Below are 16,001 nucleotides of genomic sequence, written 5' to 3' on the forward strand. Positions count from 1 at the left end.
GCGCCCTGCGGTCGCCCGGGTAGATGAGGCCTTCCGGAGGGGATACCGCAAGGATGACATTCCACGTCGATTCGGAGGTCGGGCGGCTGCGGCAGGTCCTCCTCCACAAGCCCGATCTGGCGCTCAAGCGGCTGACGCCGGCGAACAAGGACGCGTTCCTGTTCGACGACGTCCTGTGGGTGCAGCGCGCCATGGAGGAGCACGAGGAGTTCCAGCAGGTGCTGCGCGCGCGGGGCATCACGGTCCACCTGCTGGACGTCCTGCTGCGGGAGACGGTCGACATTCCCGAGGCCCGCAAGCACATCCTCGACGCGGTCGTCGACGAGCGATGGCTGGGCCCGGTGGGGATCGACGACGTCCGCAACACGCTCGACGCCATGGACGCGGCGACGCTGCAGCTCTACCTGACCGGCGGCATCACCAAGAGGGAGCTGGCCGAGCGGGGCTGCGACCCCCAGTCTGTGACATTCCACACCATGGGGGACGACGACTTCATCCTGCCGCCGCTGCCCAACCACCTGTTCACCCGCGACACCTCCTGCTGGGTGTACGACGGCGTGTCGATCAATCCGATGCGGAAGAAGGCCCGCATGCGGGAGACGGTCAACATGGAGGCCGTCTACATGTATCACCCGACGTTCGCCGCCGGGTTCAACCGGCCGGAGCACGGCGGCTTCCACTGCTGGATGCCCGGGCACGCGGTCGCGCCGGCGACCATGGAGGGCGGCGACGTGCTCGTCATCGGGCGCGGCGCGGTGCTGATCGGGATCAGCGAGCGCACCCAGCCGCAGGCGGTCGAGATGTTCGCGCAGCGGTTGTTCAGTGCCGGCTCGGCACGCAAGATCGTGGCGCTGGACATGCCGAAGGCGCGGGCGTTCATGCATCTCGACACGGTGATGACGATGCTCGACGTGGGCGTGTTCACCAAGTACGCCGGCCTCGGCATGCTGCCGGCGTACACCATCGAGCCCGGCGGCACCCACAAGGAGCTCAAGTTCACCGACCATCCGCCGCGGGACATGCACAAAGCCATCGCCCACGCCCTGGACATGGCCGACATCACGGTGCTCACCGCGACGCAGGACGTGCGGGCCGCGGCGCGCGAGCAGTGGGACGACGGCTGCAACGGGCTGGCGCTGGAGCCCGGCGTGGTCGTCGCCTACGAGCGCAACACCACCACGAACAACTACCTGCGCGACAACGGCATCGAGGTCATCACCATCAGGGGCAGCGAGCTCGGCCGGGGGCGGGGCGGGCCGCGCTGCATGAGCTGCCCGCTCGAACGGGACGGGATCTGACGATGCGGGTCATCGTCGCGCTGGGCGGCAACGCGGTCCTCAAGCGCGGCCAGCAGCCGGACGCCGACGTGCAGATCGCCAACGTGCGCACGGCCGTCAAGACGCTCGCCCGGCTGGCGGGCGAGCACGAGCTGGTCATCACCCACGGCAACGGCCCTCAGGTGGGCCTGCTGGCGCTGCAGAGCGCCGCCGACCCGAACCTGACCAGGCCCTACCCGTTCGACACGCTCGGCGCGCAGACGCAGGGCATGATCGGCTACTGGATGCAGCAGGCGCTGCAGAACGCGCTGCCGGGCCGGCAGGTCCTCGCCGTGGTCACGCAGACGCTGGTGACGGCCGTGGACCCGGCCTTCGAGGACCCGGCCAAGTTCGTCGGCCCCGTCTACGACCGGGAGGAGGCGGAGAAGCTGGCCGCCGAGCGCGGCTGGACGGTCAAGCAGGACGGCCCGCACTGGCGGCGGGTGGTGCCCTCCCCCGCGCCGCGCCGGATCGTCGAGACCCGGCTGATCCACAAGCTCATCCGCGAGGGCGTGATCGTGATCTGCGCGGGCGGCGGCGGCATCCCCGTCGTCCGGGACGAGCGCGGCCGGCTGAGCGGCGTCGAGGCGGTCGTGGACAAGGATCTGACCGCGTCGGTGCTGGCCGAGGCGCTGGAGTGCGACGCGTTCCTCAGCCTGACCGACGTGCCGCGGGTGCTGCGGGGCTTCGGGACGCCGCACGAGAGCGAGATCGCCCACACCACGCCGCACGAGCTGCGGGCGCTGGAGTTCCCGGCCGGGTCGATGGGGCCGAAGGTGGAGGCGGCGTGCCGGTTCGTGGAGACGACCGGCGACATGGCCGCGATCGGGCGGCTGGACGAGGCCGAGCGCATACTCGGCGGCTCAGCGGGCACGATCGTGACACCCAACGGCAGGTGGCCGCTGACGAGCACGTTGTAGGGGGGTGCCGGGTGACACTGGCCCAGCGGCTCCTGCGCACCAAACCCACCGAGCGCCTCGTGGCCGAGGGCGGCCACGGCGAGGGCGGCGAGCTGCGGCGCACGATGTCGCTGTGGCAGCTCACGCTGTTCAGCGTCGGCGCCACGCTCGGCACCGGGATCTTCGTGATCCTGGGGCAGGCGGTGCCGAAGGCGGGGCCCGCGGTGGTGCTGTCGTTCGTGCTGGCGGCGATCACGGCGCTGTTCTCCGCCCTGTCGTACGCCGAGCTGGCCGGGACGATCCCGGTGTCCGGCTCGTCCTACTCCTACGCGTACGCGACGCTGGGCGAGCTGGTGGCGTGGATCTGCGGCTGGTGCCTCATGCTGGAGTACGCCGTGTCGGTGGCGGCCGTGTCCGTGGGCTGGGGCGAATACCTCAACTCGTTCCTGCGGTCACTGTTCGGCTTCACGCTGCCGGCGGCGATCACCCGCTCCCCCGGCCAGGACGGCGGCGTGGTCAACGTCACGGCGATCCTCATCGTGCTCCTGGCCACCTGGCTGCTGCTGTACGGCGCCTCCGAGAGCGCCACGGCCAACGCGATCTTCGTGTTGATCAAGGTCGTGGTGCTGCTGTTCTTCTGCATGGTGGCGTTCACGGCCTTCCGCGCGGGCAACTTCGCGCCGTTCGCGCCCATGGGGGTGGCCGGGATCACGGCGGCGGCCTCGCAGGTGTTCTTCTCCTACATCGGCTTCGACGCGGCCTCCACGGCCGGCGAGGAGGCGAAGAACCCCAGGCGGGACCTCCCCCTGGCGATCATCTTCTCGCTGGCCATCGTGACCGCCATCTACGTGCTCGTCGCCGTGACCGCGCTCGGCGCCATGCCGTGGACGGACTTCGACCCGGCGACCACCGAGGCGAGCCTGTCCTACATCGCGGACCTGGCCACCGGCGCCACCTGGCCGGGCCTGATCGTCTCGTTCGGCGCGGTCATCGCCATCGCCAGTGTCGTGCTCACCGTCATCTTCGGGCAGACGCGCATCCTGTTCGCGATGTCCCGCGACGGGCTCATCCCGCGCGTGTTCCAGCGGGTCAACCCGCGCCACCAGGTCCCGGTGGCCAACACGCTCATCGTCGCGGCGTTCATCTCGGTGCTGGCCGGGCTGGTCCCCCTGGGACAACTGGCCGAGGCGACGAGCATCGGCACCTTGTTCGCCTTCGCCATCGTGAACATCGGCGTGCTCGTCCTGCGATACCGCCGCCCCGAGCTGCCCCGCGGCTTCCGCGTCCCGTTCTTCCCGGTCACGCCGGTGCTGGGCGCGATCTTCTGCGTGCTCGTGATGGCGGGGCTGGCGGGGGTCACGTGGCTGGCATTCGGCTTGTGGATGCTCGGGGGCCTGATCTGCTACTTCCTGTACGGCTATGGCCACTCGCGACTGGGTGCCGAGGTGCCCGGATGAAGCTCGACAACGTGCTGGCCGGCTACACCCCCGGGCTGCGGGGCCAGGACGGGCTCGCGCTTGCCATGCTGCTCACGGGGCAGGCCCACGCGCACCTCACGGTGGCGATCATTCAGCCGCCCGCCCGGGCCGTGCCAGGACCCGCCCGTGCCGAGCAGAGCGCCTGGCGGGCCTACCTCAAGGAGCAGGCCGAGGCGACGCTGACGCAGGCCCGGGAGCTGGCGGGCCCGGAAGCCGACTACTGGATCCACACCCACCGGGGCAGCGGGCGCGGACTGGTGGAGCTGGCGCGCAAGCGCGACGCCGATGTCGTGGTGATCGGCTCCGCCGGCGGCGGCGGCCGCAGCCGCATCTCCGTCGGCAGCACCGCCGACCAGCTCCTGCACTCCTCCTCCGTCCCGGTCCTGCTCGCCCCGCGCGGTTACGGCGACAAGCCGCCCGCCGCAGTCGACCGCATCACCGTCGCCTACCGGCGCAGCCCCGGCTGCGACGCGGCGCTCAGGGACGCCGCCGTCGTCGCCGTGCGGCTCGGCGTCCCGCTGCGGCTGGTCACGCTGGTCATCAGGAAGACCAGGCGCGCCAGGATCGAAGAAGAGATGCTCGCCGGCCTGCGCGAGCAGGCCACAGCGGACCTGGGCGCGGCGGCACAAGGCCAGCCGGAGCAGCTGAGCGTGGAGGTCGAGCTGCTCGAGGGCCGCAACGTCACCCAGGCGCTCGCCGCGACCTCGTGGCTCCCCGGCGAGATGATCATATGCGCTTCCAGTGACACCGGGCCACTCAGGCGGGTGTTCCTCGGAGACACCTCGCTCAAGATCGTACGGGCCTCGACCTGCCCTGTCATGATGCTCCCCCGCCGGCCCTGACTCGGCGGTCCCGCTCGGCAAACTATGACGAAGTAGTGTTACCACCGGGACATGAGGGGCTTATGTGGCGTTCTCTACCGGACCGGATTCGGCATCTTTTTTCCAATCAGCTTGACCTTAGGCGTCCACCCCTTTACCGTCACTGTGCGTAACCACCCTTCGCGGCGATCCGGGGTAAACCCCGAGCCATGGCTACCGATGGTGCCGAACCTCGCACCGTACCCCCGGTGGCCGGGGCATACGCCGCGAGGGAGCACAATCTACTGAGAGCAACACATACGAGAGCCGGGGGGCCACACAATGCCGTCTGAGTACGCAAAGTCGCTGGGTGCACGACTGCGCGCCATCCGCACCCAGCAGGGCCTGTCCCTGCATGGAGTCGAGGAGAAGTCGCGCGGCAGGTGGAAAGCCGTGGTCGTGGGCTCCTATGAGCGTGGCGACCGAGCGGTCACGGTGCAGAAGCTTGCCGAGCTTGCCGACTTCTACGGGGTGCCCGTATCCGAGCTGCTACCGGGCGGCGCCGCCCCGAGCCCGCTCGGGCCGACCCCCAAGCTTGTGATCGACCTGGAGCGGCTCGCGGCGCTGCCGAAGGAGAAGGCCGGGGCCTTGGCCAGGTATGCCGCCACGATCCAGAGCCAGCGTGGCGACTACAACGGCAAGGTCCTGTCGATCCGCCAGGAGGACCTGCGCTCCCTGGCCGTGATCTATGACAAGTCGCCCAGCGAGCTGACCGAGGAGCTCATCAGCTGGGGCGTCCTGGACGCCGAGGCCCGCCGGGCCGTCGAGTCGTTCTGAGGCCGCCGCCTGACCAGGCCGGCTCTCCGGCCTCGGGTCACCGCCTGACCCGAGGCCGGTCAGTCAGCACGAAGGAGCTCGCCACGCGCCGGCGGGCTCCTTCGTCATGTCCGGCACGCCAACGGGCTCAACCCGTGCCGGTTGGCCATGCCTCGTCGCCGGAGTCAGGCGAGTCGGTCAGTCAACCGGCGAGGGGGACGTCGATCGGGAGTTGTGGCTGGACGGGGACGCCGAGCAGGTCTTCGACCGTGGAGACGAAGGTGTCCGCCTCGGCCATGATCTCCTCGGCGTCGGCCGCACTGATCCTGCTGACCATGCCCGCCTCCGCGGCCGCACGTTTGGCGGCGCTCACCGAGAAGTAGGCGGCCCACTCGGACAGGTGCGGCTCGGCCTCGGGCAACAGCTCCCATGCGCTGCGCAGCCTGCGCCTGCGGCCCTCCATGGGACGGGGGCGGGCGGCCAGGATCGCCGCCGCCGCTCGTAGGGCCGCCAGGTGGGCGGCCACATATCGGGATGCCGGGGTGCGAGCGCTGGTCGCCTCCGCCAGGCAGGAACGTGCGTCGGTCAGGTGTGCCCGAACCGCAGGCGACAGCCGGGGCCCGGGTGTGTCTCTAGGCCTTGGTGCCATCTTGCGCGCCTCCTTTGGAGTCGTGGGCGGCGGCCGGCGTCCCCGCCGGTGGAGCCAACACTTGCAGACGCCACCGACATTTCCGCCAGGCTGGCCGGACGAGGAGCTTCCCCTCTCCCCGTCCGGCCAGGACACGCCCGCTCGTCTCCGCCGACGACGAGGACGTGCCCTTCGCCCGTGGAGCCTGGCCGCGGGGCTCGCTTGGGGAAGCGAACGGCCCGCGACCAGGTCCGGGTGACGCTGAGCCGCGAGCCTCACCGCCACTAGGTCGAACATAATTTCGATCACCCTCGGTGTCAACTATCCCACGAACATAGGTTCGATGAGCATGAGGGAACCATCGACACGCCGTCCGAGCGCGAGCAAGCCGTCGCCGCAGGATCGGGTTGCGGCGACGGCGAGCGGTTCAGGGGGTCTTCAGGGTGCGGGCGTCCGGGTCAGGAGGCGGAGATGGCGCCCGACGGGCACAAGGTGACGGCACGCCGGACGGCGTCCTCAAGCTCCGGCGGCACCGGACTCCGCAACACCACCACCGTGCCGTCGTCCTCACTCTGGTCGAACACGTCCGGCACCGTCAGCGCACACATGCCCGCGCCGATGCACACCGTCGTATCTGCCTTGACTTCCATAGTGACCTACCAAGTGACAGGGAGGCGGTGCACTCCATAGATGCTCATGTGCGAACGCATCGGCACCTCCTCAGGTGTTACGGCCAAGCGTAGGCCAGGAAAGCGACGCAGCAGCGCAGGGTAGGCGATGCGCATCTCGGCGCGGGCGAGCTGCTGGCCCAGGCACTGGTGAATGCCGTGGCCGAAGGTCATGTGCCCGCCGGCGGGCCGGGTGACGTCGAGCGTCTCGCCTCCGGGGAAGCGGGACGGGTCGCGGTTGGCGGCGGGCAGGCTGACGGCGACCATCTCGCCCGCCTTGATGAGATTGCCCTCGATCTCCAGGTCCTCGAGCGCGAGCCGGAACGGGCCGAGGTGGATGATCGTGAGGTAGCGCAGCAGCTCTTCGACGCCGTTGTCCACCACCGCCGGATCGTCCCGCATGGCGGCCAGCTGGCCGGGGTTGGTGAGCAGCGCGTACGTCCCGAGCCCCAGCATGTTGGCGGTCGTCTCGTGCCCCGCCACCAGCAGCAGGAAGGCGACCCCGGTGAGTTCCTCGTCGTTGAGGTCCCCGCCCTCGATGAGCCCGCTGAGCAGGTCGTCGCCGGGCTCCTTGCGCTTGCGCTGGATCAGCCCGTGCAGGTAGCCCATCGTGCTGGCGAGCGCCGCGAGCGCGTCCTCGGCCTTGGTCTCGAGATTGACCAGCACTTTGGCGTCCTCGTGGAAGCGCGCGCGGTCCTCGTACGGAACCCCGAGCAGCTCGCAGATCACCAGCGACGGGATCGGCAGCGCGAACGCCTGCACCAGGTCCACGGGCCCGCCGGCGGCCTCCATGTCGTCCAGGCAGGCGTTGGTGATCTCCTCGATCCTGGGTTCGAGCATCTTCATCCTGCGCACCGTGAACTGCCCGGTGAGCAGCTTGCGATAGCGGGTGTGCTCGGGCGGGTCGGTACGCAGGAACATGCCGGGCGGCAGCCGGAACCCGCCTTTCTGGGCGAGCTCCGCCCTGGCGGGGATCGCCGGGTGCATCTTCTCGGGCCGGTTGGAGAAGCGCGGGTCCGCCAGCACCGCACGGGCTGCCGCGTAGCCGGTGACCAGCCAGCCGAGGTGGCCGTCGGTGTATCTGAGGCGGTGCATCGGCGCTTGCCGGCTCAGCTCGGCGATCTCGTCGGGCGGGTCCAGCGGACGCTGGCGGTCGATGGGAAGGGTCAGATCGGACATGCCGTGGCTCCTTTCCAGCTTCGTCCCTCAAGAAAACCTCAATCAGTGCAAATTTTCAATGGATGAAGAAGATAACGTCATGCAGTAAAGTTCGCCCATGGCAGGACTGCGGGAGCGCAAGAAACAGCGCACGCGCCGGGCGCTGATCGATGCGGCGCTCCGGCTGTTCGAGGAGAAGGGCTATGCCGAGACCACGCTCGCGGAGATCGCAACGGAGGCCGAGGTGTCGACGCGGACGTTCTTCAGCTACTTCTCCGGCAAAGAGGATCTGATCTTCCACGACAGCGCTGAGCGGCTCGAGCTGATGCTGGCGCTGGTGGCGAGCAGGAGGCCGGAGGAGGCGCCCACCTCGTTGCTGCTCCGGCTCATCGACCAGAGCCTCGTCTGGGCGGCCCAGAGCGGGGAGCTCACGTTCGAGGAGGCGGAGCTGCGCACGCGGCTGGTCATGACCGAGCCGGCGTTGCAGGCCCGGGGGCTGCTGCTGTTGTTCGACAGCCAGCTCAAGCTGGCCGAGGCGCTGCGCGACGCCTTCCCGGGCGAGGTGGACCTCGTCGAGGCGGCGGCTGCGGTGGGCGCGCTGATCGGCGCGGTGAAGCTGGCCGTGATGGCGAACCTGGGCAACGACCGTTCGATCGACCAGATCATGCGGACCGCCCGCCGCGCGGCCGAGCTCGCGCTGGACGGGCTGCGCGCCCTGGACGAGAGGGCGGCTTCCCGCGTGCGCGCCGATCGGCACGGGATGGCAAGCTGAAGCCCCGGAGCGGAGAGGAGCACGCATGGCGCGAACCGGGCTCACCCTGCTGGCGCTGGGTCCGGTCCTGGCGGCGGCGTACGCGGCCGTCAATCATGCTGCCATCCGCACAGCCGCGAAGGCCCAGGTCAACGGGCCGGAGTGGGAGGGCGGCAGGGTCGGCGCCGATGGGCTGACGTCGCTCGGCGTGGAAGCCTGGCGGGTGGTCTGGTGGACCGCCCTGCTAGCGGGCGTGGTCGCGGTCGCCTACGCGGTCATCGGGGTGCTCCTGCGGCGGCCCCGGCGAGGACGGGCGCTGCTGCTCGTGTTGTCGGGCTTGTTCATCGTGCCGTACGTGCTGGGGTTCGCGGTGGCGTTCCTCAATCCCGTACGGCTCCTCGCCGGTCTCTACGACGCGGCTGATTTCGCGGCGGGCGTGCCGTCCTGGCAGCCCGCCACGGCGTTCCTCATCGCGGCTGCCGGGGTGGCACAGGCGGCCGGGCTGGTGCTGGCGGCCCGGGAGGGCAGGCGCGCGGCCGGAGCGACGATTTCACCGTCGCCGCGATCACGTCCAGCGCCGGCCGCGGCTCCAGAAACGCGGGCAGGTCGCTGCGCCGAGCCTCCAGCAGATCGGCATTGATGTTGGAGAACATCGAGATCGTGTGCCCCGCCTGATACGCCTCCAGCCCGGCCAGCAGCGGCCGCACCTCGCCCAGGGGCACGGTCCGATACTCGACGGGCCTGCCGAGCGCCTCACTCAGCACCTCGGCCAGATCGTGCCCGCCGACCGCGCTCACCCCCTCCAGCTCATACGTCCTGCCCGCGTGCCGCCCCGGCGCGCCCGCCGCCAGGTCGGCCCAGGTCTCGGCGGCCACGCGCACGGCAACGGCGGCCAGGTCCTCGCGCGCCACGACCGGCAGTCCACCGTCGCCGAACGGCGCCGCGAACACCCCGGTCTCCGCCGCGGACACGGCGCCGGTCAGCGCCATCCCGGCTGCCAGCTCGGCGTACAGGCCGTTTCGCAGGACGGTCACGTCGAACGGGGCCTCGGCCAGCCGTGCCTCCGTCCACCGGTGCGCGAGCGCGATGGTGAGCAGATCACCGGATCCGGCCAGGCTGGTGTAGATCACGTGCTTGACGCCCGCGGCGGCGGCCGCCCGCACCACAGCGCCGTGGCGGGCCAGGACGACGTCGTCCTCGGCGTAGCCGGCCGACACGAACACCAGCACGTCCACGCCGGCCAGCGCGGCCTCCAGCGTCTGCGGCCGGTCGAAGTCGGCGTGCCGCACCCCGGCGCCGTCGCCGGAGCTGCTCGCCCCAGCCACCTCAAGCCCGCCGGCCCGCAGTCCGCCGAGAATCGAACCGCCCAAAGCCCCGGACACGCCCGTTACGAGAATCATCGAACCCCCTAGTGTGTGATTCCGGCACCAGCATGGGCGGGCTCGGGCGCCCGCCGTAAGGAGGCACTCTCATGTCAGTCGCGCACACGGACGTAACCCCCCAGGTCAGCGGGCCGTGCGGGGACGACGACTGCGGCATCCGCGACGTGCTCGACCGGATCGGCGACAAGTGGACGGTGCTGGTGATGGTGGAGCTGGCCAAGGGGGTGCGGCGGTTCAGGGAGCTGCACCGGGCGATTCCCGGCATCTCCCAGCGGATGCTGACGTTGACGACGCGGCGGTTGTGCCGGGACGGGCTGGTCGAGCGCACGGCGTACCCGACGATCCCGCCGCAGGTCGAATACCGGCTGACGCCGATGGGCCGGAGCCTGGCCGAGGCGGTCGAGCGGCTGGCCGACTGGTCCAGGGATCACAAGGACGCCATCACCAAGGCCCGCGGCCGCTGGGACACCGCCCACCCCGACGACCTGTGAAGCCAGCGGGTTATGTCACGGGCGCTTGAATGAGCCCCGCACGTGGACGGGCACGCCCTTGCCGAGCATCCCTGGCACCACCTCGGCCACGTTCATCGGCATGCGCACGCACCCGTGCGAGGCCGGGTAGAGCGGCACCGACAGCGCGCCGTGGAAGGCGATCCCGCCGTTGAAGAAGATCGGGTTGTAGAGCTGGCCCAGGTACGACCTGTGCCAGCCGCTGTTGCGCCACGTCGTCCTGTAGTTGCCGGTCGGGGTCGTCGCGGAGCCGCAGAAACGTTGCTTCCTGCCCTGCCACGTGGCGCTCTCGCAGTACGGGACGCCGCTGCCCGACGAGATGTGGGTGATCAGCTTGGCCTCGCCGCCGATGTACAGGACCATGATCTGCTTGGTGAGGTTGACCTCGGCGCGGGTCGGCTCGCCGTTCTTCACCAGCACCTTGGGGGCCTTCGGGGTCTCCAGCGCCTCCCACGTCCGCTTGGCGATCGTGCTGGTCGGCCTGATGCCGTTGACCTTCTGGAACGCCCACACGGCCGCCAGCGTCGTGCCACCGTACCGGCCGTCGGCCTTGCCCGGCCGGTAGCCCAGCTCGATCAGGCGGTTCTGCAGCCAGGTGACGTCTTTGCCCTTGGCGCCCAGCTTGAGCGTCTTGCGCGGCGCGGTGACCGCGGAGGCGGCCGGGGTGGCGGCGGGGACGGACTGAGCGCCGGCCGCGACGGGGACCGCAGGCGTGACGGCGGACGACGCGAGCGGGCGTGACGCGACCGTCTGGGGCGTCGTCTGCGTCCCGCAACCCGAGAGTACGACGGCTCCAGCCGTCAGCAGCGCAGCCATCCCGGGCAGCCGTCGAGCCCCCACGCGTACCACCTCTCGCGTCATTCAAGAAGAGATCAATGGACCCTACACCAATCACCACGAACAGGTAATCAAGCGCTCATTCTGTTTAGAGTGTCTCCATGCCTGAGAAGTTGCCGGCGAATGCCGTGGTCGTGCAGTCCGCCTTGCGTGAGCTGGGGGCGGGCGGCGAGATCATCGTCCTGCCCGAGAAGGCGCCCACGGCGGCCACGGCCGCCGCCCAGGTGGGGTGCGAGGTCGGGGCGATCGCCAACAGCCTGATCTTCGACGCCGACGGCGCGCCACTGCTCGTGCTGACCAGCGGGGCGCACCGCGTGAACGTGGAGCTCATCGCCCGCACGGCAGGGGTCCAGCGCGTACGCCGCGCGACCCCTGAGTTCGTCCGCGCCGCCACCGGCCAGCCCATCGGCGGCGTCGCCCCGGTCGGGCACCCGGCGCCGGTGCGGACCCTGGTGGACAACTGGCTGAGCAAGCACGAGGTGGTGTGGGCGGCCGGGGGGCACCCGCTGACGGTGTTCCCGACCACCTTCGACGAGCTGGTACGCATCACCGGGGGCACTCCGGTGGACGTCGAGTAGTGTGCGACAGGTGATCGAGTTTCGCGGGGCGGGCCCGGCCGGATTCACCGAGCGGCTGGAGACGGTGATCGGCATTTACACGGCCGCGATGAACCCGCCGCAGGACCAGATCACCGGCCGCAAGACCATCATGCGAAATCACGCGACATATCCCCATTTTCAGTGTTATTTCGCCGAATTGCGTGATTCATCCCCTTCGGGGGATGTCCCCGAAACCCGGATCCTCGGCTTCGCGTACGGCTTCCGCGGCGCACCCGGGCAGTGGTGGCACGACGTGGTGCTCAGAGCGCTCACGGAACAGGCGGGCCGGGAGGTGGCCAACGCCTGGCTGGGGCACGCGTTCGAGCTGGCCGAAATCCATGTCCACCCGGACTACCAGGGCAAAGGCATTGGCCGGGCCATGATCAGGACGCTGTGCGCGGGCCGCCACGAGCGCACGGCCGTCCTGTCCACCCACGACCAGCCCACCGCCGCCCGCCACCTCTACGCCAGCCTCGGCTTCACGGACCTGCTGACGAGATTCGTCTTCCCGGGCGGCTACGAGGAGTACGCGATCGCCGGCCGCCCTCTGCCCCTCTCCTGACGGTGCCCCTGATGAAGCCGTGACTCATGGGTTTACCACAGCATGCCCAAGGGCACGATCCATGACAGAAAGTGACGGGGCATTTACATTTCGTCGACCATCGGCCCCACGCCCGTCACCCGCCCGGTTCCCCTGCGGGCGGGTGACGGGCTCACCACTTTCAAGGCACCCGGCAGCCCGTGCGGGCAACCGACGACTGGTCGAACCCCTTTCAAGGCCCACATCACGCCGTATCGGCGGCCGGCCCCGTGCGGGGTCAGACAGCGTCTCCCTGGAGGCCCCCAGCCCTGGTCGGCGGGTGGGTGACGCTGGGCGACCGTAACAAAGAAGGGGTTGGATCAAGCGGACAGGGAGATCGGCGCGATGCGCTGGAAGACTTCGCGCGTGGCGCTGGAGCGGTTGAACGTGATGAAGTGAATCCCCGGCGCGCCCTCGTCCAGCAGCCGCTGGCACAGCTCGGCCCCGTGATCGATGCCCAGCCGCCGCACCGCCGCCGGATCGTCCGCGACCTCCTCGAAGCGCGCCGCCACGTCCGGCGGGAACGGCGCCCCCGACAGCTGCTCGGAGCGCGCGATCGTGCTCATCTGCGTCACCGGCATGATGCACGGGATGATCGGCGTGTCGCAGCCCTTGGCCGCCACCCGGTCCCGCAGCCGCAGGTAGTCCTCCGCCTGGAAGAACATCTGCGTGATCGCGTAGTCGGCCCCGGCGCGGCACTTGCGCACGAAGTATTCGGTGTCGGCCTCGATGGACGGCGAACGCGGGTGCTTGTAGGGGAAGGCCGCCACGCCGACGCAGAAATCACCCGCCTGCCTGATCAGCCGCACCAGCTCCTCGGCGTAGAGCACGCCCTCCGGGTGCCGCACCCACTCGGCGGTGGGGTCGCCAGGGGGGTCGCCGCGGACCGCCAGGATGTTGCGCACGCCGGCGTCGGCGAAGCGCCCGACCAGGTGGCGCAGCTCGCGGATCGAGTGGTTGACCGCGGTGAAGTGCGCCACGGGCGTGAGCGTGGTGCCGTGGGCGATCCGCTCCACGATGTCGACCGTGCGGTCGCGGGTGGAGCCGCCGGCGCCGTAGGTCACCGACACGAACGTCGGCCGCAGCGACTCCAGCTCCCTGATCGCCCGCCACAATTGCCGCTCGCCCTCGTCGGTCTTCGGCGGGAAGAACTCGAAGGAGAACGTGCGGCCACCGGAAGCGAGCATGTCGCGGACGGTGGGGACACGATCGGGCCGGATAGAGGGTCGACCAAGCGCCATGGCCCAAGGTTACAGGTAGCCGCCCGGAAGCACCGATCGCCGAGCGCTGAACCTGATCCGGGATCGGCGCGCGTACGCCCGGCCATTAGTCTCAAGGCATGACCACTGACGCCGCGCGCATGCCCATCCTGCGCACGCACGTGGAACGCGCCCTGGGCGAGTTCGTCGAACGGCAGCTGCCCGCTCCCGGCGACCCCGATCTGGAGCCGCTGCGCACGGCCGCCGACGAGCTGCTGGCCGGGGGCAAGCGGCTGCGTCCCGCGTTCTGCTACTGGGGCTGGCGCGGCGCGGGCGGCACGGACGTGCCCGAGATCTTCACTGCGGCGGCCTCGCTGGAGTTGCTGCAGGCCAGCGCGCTGGTGCACGACGACGTGATGGACAAGAGCGACCTGCGCAGGGGCATGCCGGCCGCGCATCGCCGGTTCCAGGCGCTGCACGAGAAGGCCGGCTGGCACGGCTCGGCGGAGCAGTTCGGCGAGGGCGCGGCGATCCTGCTGGGCAACCTGCTGCTGCTCTGGTCGGGCGAGATGTGGCGCACCAGCGGCCTGCCGCGCGCGTCGCTGGAGGCGGCCCAGCCCGTGCACGACCACATGCGTACCGAGCTGATGTGCGGGCAATATCTGGACCTGCTGGAGCAGGCGCACGGGGAGAACACGTTCGACTCGGCCCTGCGTGTGGCGCTGTTCAAGAGCGGCAAGTATTCGGTGGAGCAGCCGCTCAGGCTCGGCCTGGTGCTCGCCACGCAGAAGCTCGAGCCGTGGATGGACGACCTGTGCACCGGGTACGGCACGCGGGTGGGGATCGCGTTCCAGCTGCGCGACGACATCCTGGGGGTGTTCGGCGACCCGGCGCAGACCGGCAAGCCGGCGGGGGACGACTTGCGTGAGGGCAAGCGGACGATGCTCGTGGCCCGCACGCTGGCGGCCGCCTCCCCCGGCGACGCGGCCACGGTCCGGCGCCTGCTCGGGGATCCGGGGCTGGATGCGGGCGGGGTGGCCACGCTGCGGCGGATCATCGAGGACACCGGGGCGCTGCAGGAGTGCGAGGACCTGATCGGCGACTACCTGGGCCAGGCTCTGACCGCGCTCGACCAGGCCCCGATCACCGCCGAGGCCCGCGCGGCGCTGACGGGGCTCGCCATCGCCGCCACCTCCCGCAAAACCTGACCGTCCGCAACCGCACACCGCTCCGCAACCGCAACCGCAACCGCACACCGCGCAGTCGCCGACAGCGGCGTTCCCCCACCGTGCCGAGCCGCCGCGCGGCGGCTCGGTGTGCAGCCGTCAGGCAGCGCCCGCCGCCGACAGGCGCTAGCCGTCAGGAGGCGGCTGCCGCCGACAGGCGCTTGGCGAATTCCGCCGCCGCCGCGCCCGGATCGTCCGCGTCGGTGATCGCCCGTACCACCACCACCCGGCGAACCCCGAACGACATGACCTCGTCCAGGTTGGCGAGGTCGATGCCGCCGATTCCGAACCACGGCCGCGCCGTCCCCAGCGACGCCGCGTGCCGCAGCAGCGGCGGCCCCGGAGCCGGGCGGCCGGGCTTGGTCGGCGTCGGCCAGATGGGGCCGCAGCAGAAGTAGTCGACGCCCTCCTCCACCGCCGCGGCGGAAGCCTCGGCGGCGGAGTGGGTGGACCGTCCGATGACGATGTCGTCGCCGAGTATCTCTCGCGCGACCGTCACGGGAAGATCGTCCTGCCCCAGGTGGAGCACGTCGGACCGGGCGGCGTAGGCGATGTCCGCCCGGTCGTTGACGGCCAGCAGTTTGCCGTGCCGGTCGCAGGCGTCGCGGAAGACTTCGAGGAGGGCGAGTTCGTCGCGTGCCTCCAGGCCCTTCTCCCGCAGCTGGATGATGTCCACGCCGCCGGCCAGCACCGAGTCGAGGAACTCTGCGAGGTCGCCGCGGTCGCGGCGGCCGTCGGTGCAGAGATAGAGGCGGGCCTCAGAAAGCGAGGGCTTGGGCACGCCGCTTGACCTCGGTGTGACGGCCGGCCTTGATCGCCTCGATGGGCGACCCCGGCAGCGACTCGTCTGGGGTGAAGAGCCAGCGCAGCGACTCGACATCGTCGTAGCCGGCGTCCTGCAACACGGTCAGTGTGCCGGGCAGCCCCTTCATCACGTCCTTGCCGTCGAGGAACACCGCGGGCACCTGCGGCCCGCCGCTCCCTCGGCGCACGCCTAGGAGCTTGTGGTCCTTGAGGAGTTGCTTGGCCCGCCCGATGGGAAGCTCAAGGCGCTGGGCCACTTCAGGGAGTGTCAGCCACTCGTTCACGAGCTGGTCGGTCTCCCGGTCGATCTGTGCAACAGAAAGCGTCACGAAACCACAACTACCACATGCC

General features: G+C 70.3%; 18 protein-coding genes. 10 read left to right on the forward strand and 8 right to left on the reverse strand.

The window, feature by feature from the left end:
• The first annotated feature begins 53 nt into the window (after positions 1-53).
• The 5 genes from ACTWQA_RS30750 (at position 54) to bldD (ending at position 5,330) form a co-directional block, all read left to right on the forward strand.
• On the forward strand, positions 54-1,298 hold the full coding sequence (locus tag ACTWQA_RS30750) for an arginine deiminase (protein WP_443162528.1): 1,245 nt from the start codon (positions 54-56) through the stop codon (positions 1,296-1,298).
• Positions 1,299-1,300: 2 nt separating this feature from the next.
• Complete coding sequence (arcC, locus tag ACTWQA_RS30755; RefSeq protein WP_443162529.1) at positions 1,301-2,236, forward strand: carbamate kinase; 936 nt, start codon at positions 1,301-1,303, stop codon at positions 2,234-2,236.
• An 11-nt stretch (positions 2,237-2,247) separates the two neighbouring features.
• Positions 2,248-3,672: an amino acid permease gene (locus ACTWQA_RS30760; protein ID WP_443162530.1), complete on the forward strand. Its 1,425-nt coding sequence runs from the start codon at positions 2,248-2,250 to the stop codon at positions 3,670-3,672.
• Positions 3,669-4,535, forward strand: a complete 867-nt coding sequence (locus ACTWQA_RS30765) for a universal stress protein (RefSeq protein WP_443162531.1) — start codon at positions 3,669-3,671, stop codon at positions 4,533-4,535. The genes ACTWQA_RS30760 and ACTWQA_RS30765 overlap by 4 nt, the downstream gene beginning before the upstream one ends.
• A 300-nt stretch (positions 4,536-4,835) precedes the next feature.
• Positions 4,836-5,330, forward strand: a complete 495-nt coding sequence (gene bldD, locus ACTWQA_RS30770) for a transcriptional regulator BldD (protein ID WP_055503136.1) — start codon at positions 4,836-4,838, stop codon at positions 5,328-5,330.
• Positions 5,331-5,511: 181 nt separating this feature from the next.
• On the opposite strand, the gene ACTWQA_RS30775 is transcribed toward bldD, so the two are convergent.
• The 3 genes from ACTWQA_RS30775 to ACTWQA_RS30785 form a co-directional block, all read right to left on the reverse strand.
• Positions 5,512-5,958 (reverse strand): SAV_6107 family HEPN domain-containing protein, encoded by a 447-nt coding sequence (locus tag ACTWQA_RS30775; protein WP_305919974.1) that lies wholly within the window; start codon positions 5,956-5,958, stop codon positions 5,512-5,514.
• A 437-nt stretch (positions 5,959-6,395) separates the two neighbouring features.
• Positions 6,396-6,587 (reverse strand): ferredoxin, encoded by a 192-nt coding sequence (locus ACTWQA_RS30780; RefSeq protein ID WP_305919973.1) that lies wholly within the window; start codon positions 6,585-6,587, stop codon positions 6,396-6,398.
• 6 nt (positions 6,588-6,593) lie between these two features.
• Positions 6,594-7,784: a cytochrome P450 gene (locus ACTWQA_RS30785; protein ID WP_443162532.1), complete on the reverse strand. Its 1,191-nt coding sequence runs from the start codon at positions 7,782-7,784 to the stop codon at positions 6,594-6,596.
• Between the two features lie 97 nt (positions 7,785-7,881).
• On the opposite strand from ACTWQA_RS30785, the gene ACTWQA_RS30790 reads away from it, so the two are divergent.
• Complete coding sequence (locus ACTWQA_RS30790) at positions 7,882-8,535, forward strand: TetR/AcrR family transcriptional regulator (protein ID WP_443162533.1); 654 nt, start codon at positions 7,882-7,884, stop codon at positions 8,533-8,535.
• A 446-nt stretch (positions 8,536-8,981) separates the two neighbouring features.
• Here ACTWQA_RS30790 and ACTWQA_RS30795 read toward each other — a convergent pair whose 3' ends face one another.
• A complete protein-coding gene (locus ACTWQA_RS30795) occupies positions 8,982-9,914 on the reverse strand; it encodes an NmrA family NAD(P)-binding protein (protein WP_443162534.1) in 933 nt (310 codons plus the stop codon).
• A 71-nt stretch (positions 9,915-9,985) separates the two neighbouring features.
• Here ACTWQA_RS30795 and ACTWQA_RS30800 point away from each other — a divergent pair, with 71 nt between their 5' ends.
• On the forward strand, positions 9,986-10,387 hold the full coding sequence (locus ACTWQA_RS30800; protein WP_443162535.1) for a winged helix-turn-helix transcriptional regulator: 402 nt from the start codon (positions 9,986-9,988) through the stop codon (positions 10,385-10,387).
• 15 nt (positions 10,388-10,402) lie between these two features.
• Here the strand turns inward: ACTWQA_RS30800 and ACTWQA_RS30805 are convergent, their stop codons facing one another.
• A complete protein-coding gene (locus ACTWQA_RS30805; RefSeq protein ID WP_443162536.1) occupies positions 10,403-11,245 on the reverse strand; it encodes a peptidoglycan-binding protein in 843 nt (280 codons plus the stop codon).
• A 98-nt stretch (positions 11,246-11,343) separates the two neighbouring features.
• On the opposite strand from ACTWQA_RS30805, the gene ACTWQA_RS30810 reads away from it, so the two are divergent.
• Together ACTWQA_RS30810 and ACTWQA_RS30815 are read left to right on the forward strand one after the other, a co-directional pair.
• Complete coding sequence (locus tag ACTWQA_RS30810; protein WP_305919967.1) at positions 11,344-11,820, forward strand: YbaK/EbsC family protein; 477 nt, start codon at positions 11,344-11,346, stop codon at positions 11,818-11,820.
• A gap of 10 nt (positions 11,821-11,830) precedes the next feature.
• The gene (locus ACTWQA_RS30815) at positions 11,831-12,403 is read left to right on the forward strand and encodes a GNAT family N-acetyltransferase (RefSeq protein ID WP_443162537.1); all 573 of its coding nucleotides are present in this window, start codon (positions 11,831-11,833) and stop codon (positions 12,401-12,403) included.
• Positions 12,404-12,741: 338 nt separating this feature from the next.
• Here ACTWQA_RS30815 and metF read toward each other — a convergent pair whose 3' ends face one another.
• Positions 12,742-13,608, reverse strand: a complete 867-nt coding sequence (metF, locus tag ACTWQA_RS30820) for a methylenetetrahydrofolate reductase [NAD(P)H] (RefSeq protein WP_443162538.1) — start codon at positions 13,606-13,608, stop codon at positions 12,742-12,744.
• Positions 13,609-13,760: 152 nt separating this feature from the next.
• Here metF and ACTWQA_RS30825 point away from each other — a divergent pair, with 152 nt between their 5' ends.
• On the forward strand, positions 13,761-14,828 hold the full coding sequence (locus ACTWQA_RS30825) for a polyprenyl synthetase family protein (RefSeq protein WP_443162539.1): 1,068 nt from the start codon (positions 13,761-13,763) through the stop codon (positions 14,826-14,828).
• Between the two features lie 151 nt (positions 14,829-14,979).
• Here the strand turns inward: ACTWQA_RS30825 and thiE are convergent, their stop codons facing one another.
• The gene (thiE, locus tag ACTWQA_RS30830; protein ID WP_443162540.1) at positions 14,980-15,627 is read right to left on the reverse strand and encodes a thiamine phosphate synthase; all 648 of its coding nucleotides are present in this window, start codon (positions 15,625-15,627) and stop codon (positions 14,980-14,982) included.
• Complete coding sequence (locus ACTWQA_RS30835) at positions 15,605-15,979, reverse strand: Rv2175c family DNA-binding protein (protein ID WP_305919962.1); 375 nt, start codon at positions 15,977-15,979, stop codon at positions 15,605-15,607. The genes thiE and ACTWQA_RS30835 overlap by 23 nt, the downstream gene beginning before the upstream one ends.
• Positions 15,980-16,001 lie beyond the last annotated feature (22 nt).

The sequence above is a fragment of the Nonomuraea sp. 10N515B genome (assembly GCF_052245915.1).
In the GTDB taxonomy this organism is placed as follows: Bacteria; Actinomycetota; Actinomycetes; order Streptosporangiales; family Streptosporangiaceae; genus Nonomuraea.

Bases quoted from the DNA above. Each gene is read 5' to 3' on its own strand.
- ACTWQA_RS30795 (WP_443162534.1), bottom strand. From the start codon at position 9,914: ATGATTCTCGTAACGGGCGTGTCCGGGGCTTTGGGCGGTTCGATTCTC.
- ACTWQA_RS30810 (WP_305919967.1), top strand. From the start codon at position 11,344: ATGCCTGAGAAGTTGCCGGCGAATGCCGTGGTCGTGCAGTCCGCCTTG.
- ACTWQA_RS30785 (WP_443162532.1), bottom strand. From the start codon at position 7,784: ATGTCCGATCTGACCCTTCCCATCGACCGCCAGCGTCCGCTGGACCCG.
- ACTWQA_RS30790 (WP_443162533.1), top strand. From the start codon at position 7,882: ATGGCAGGACTGCGGGAGCGCAAGAAACAGCGCACGCGCCGGGCGCTG.
- ACTWQA_RS30750 (WP_443162528.1), top strand. From the start codon at position 54: ATGACATTCCACGTCGATTCGGAGGTCGGGCGGCTGCGGCAGGTCCTC.
- ACTWQA_RS30800 (WP_443162535.1), top strand. From the start codon at position 9,986: ATGTCAGTCGCGCACACGGACGTAACCCCCCAGGTCAGCGGGCCGTGC.
- bldD (WP_055503136.1), top strand. From the start codon at position 4,836: ATGCCGTCTGAGTACGCAAAGTCGCTGGGTGCACGACTGCGCGCCATC.
- ACTWQA_RS30765 (WP_443162531.1), top strand. From the start codon at position 3,669: ATGAAGCTCGACAACGTGCTGGCCGGCTACACCCCCGGGCTGCGGGGC.
- ACTWQA_RS30780 (WP_305919973.1), bottom strand. From the start codon at position 6,587: ATGGAAGTCAAGGCAGATACGACGGTGTGCATCGGCGCGGGCATGTGT.
- ACTWQA_RS30825 (WP_443162539.1), top strand. From the start codon at position 13,761: ATGACCACTGACGCCGCGCGCATGCCCATCCTGCGCACGCACGTGGAA.
- metF (WP_443162538.1), bottom strand. From the start codon at position 13,608: ATGCTCGCTTCCGGTGGCCGCACGTTCTCCTTCGAGTTCTTCCCGCCG.
- ACTWQA_RS30775 (WP_305919974.1), bottom strand. From the start codon at position 5,958: ATGGCACCAAGGCCTAGAGACACACCCGGGCCCCGGCTGTCGCCTGCG.
- arcC (WP_443162529.1), top strand. From the start codon at position 1,301: ATGCGGGTCATCGTCGCGCTGGGCGGCAACGCGGTCCTCAAGCGCGGC.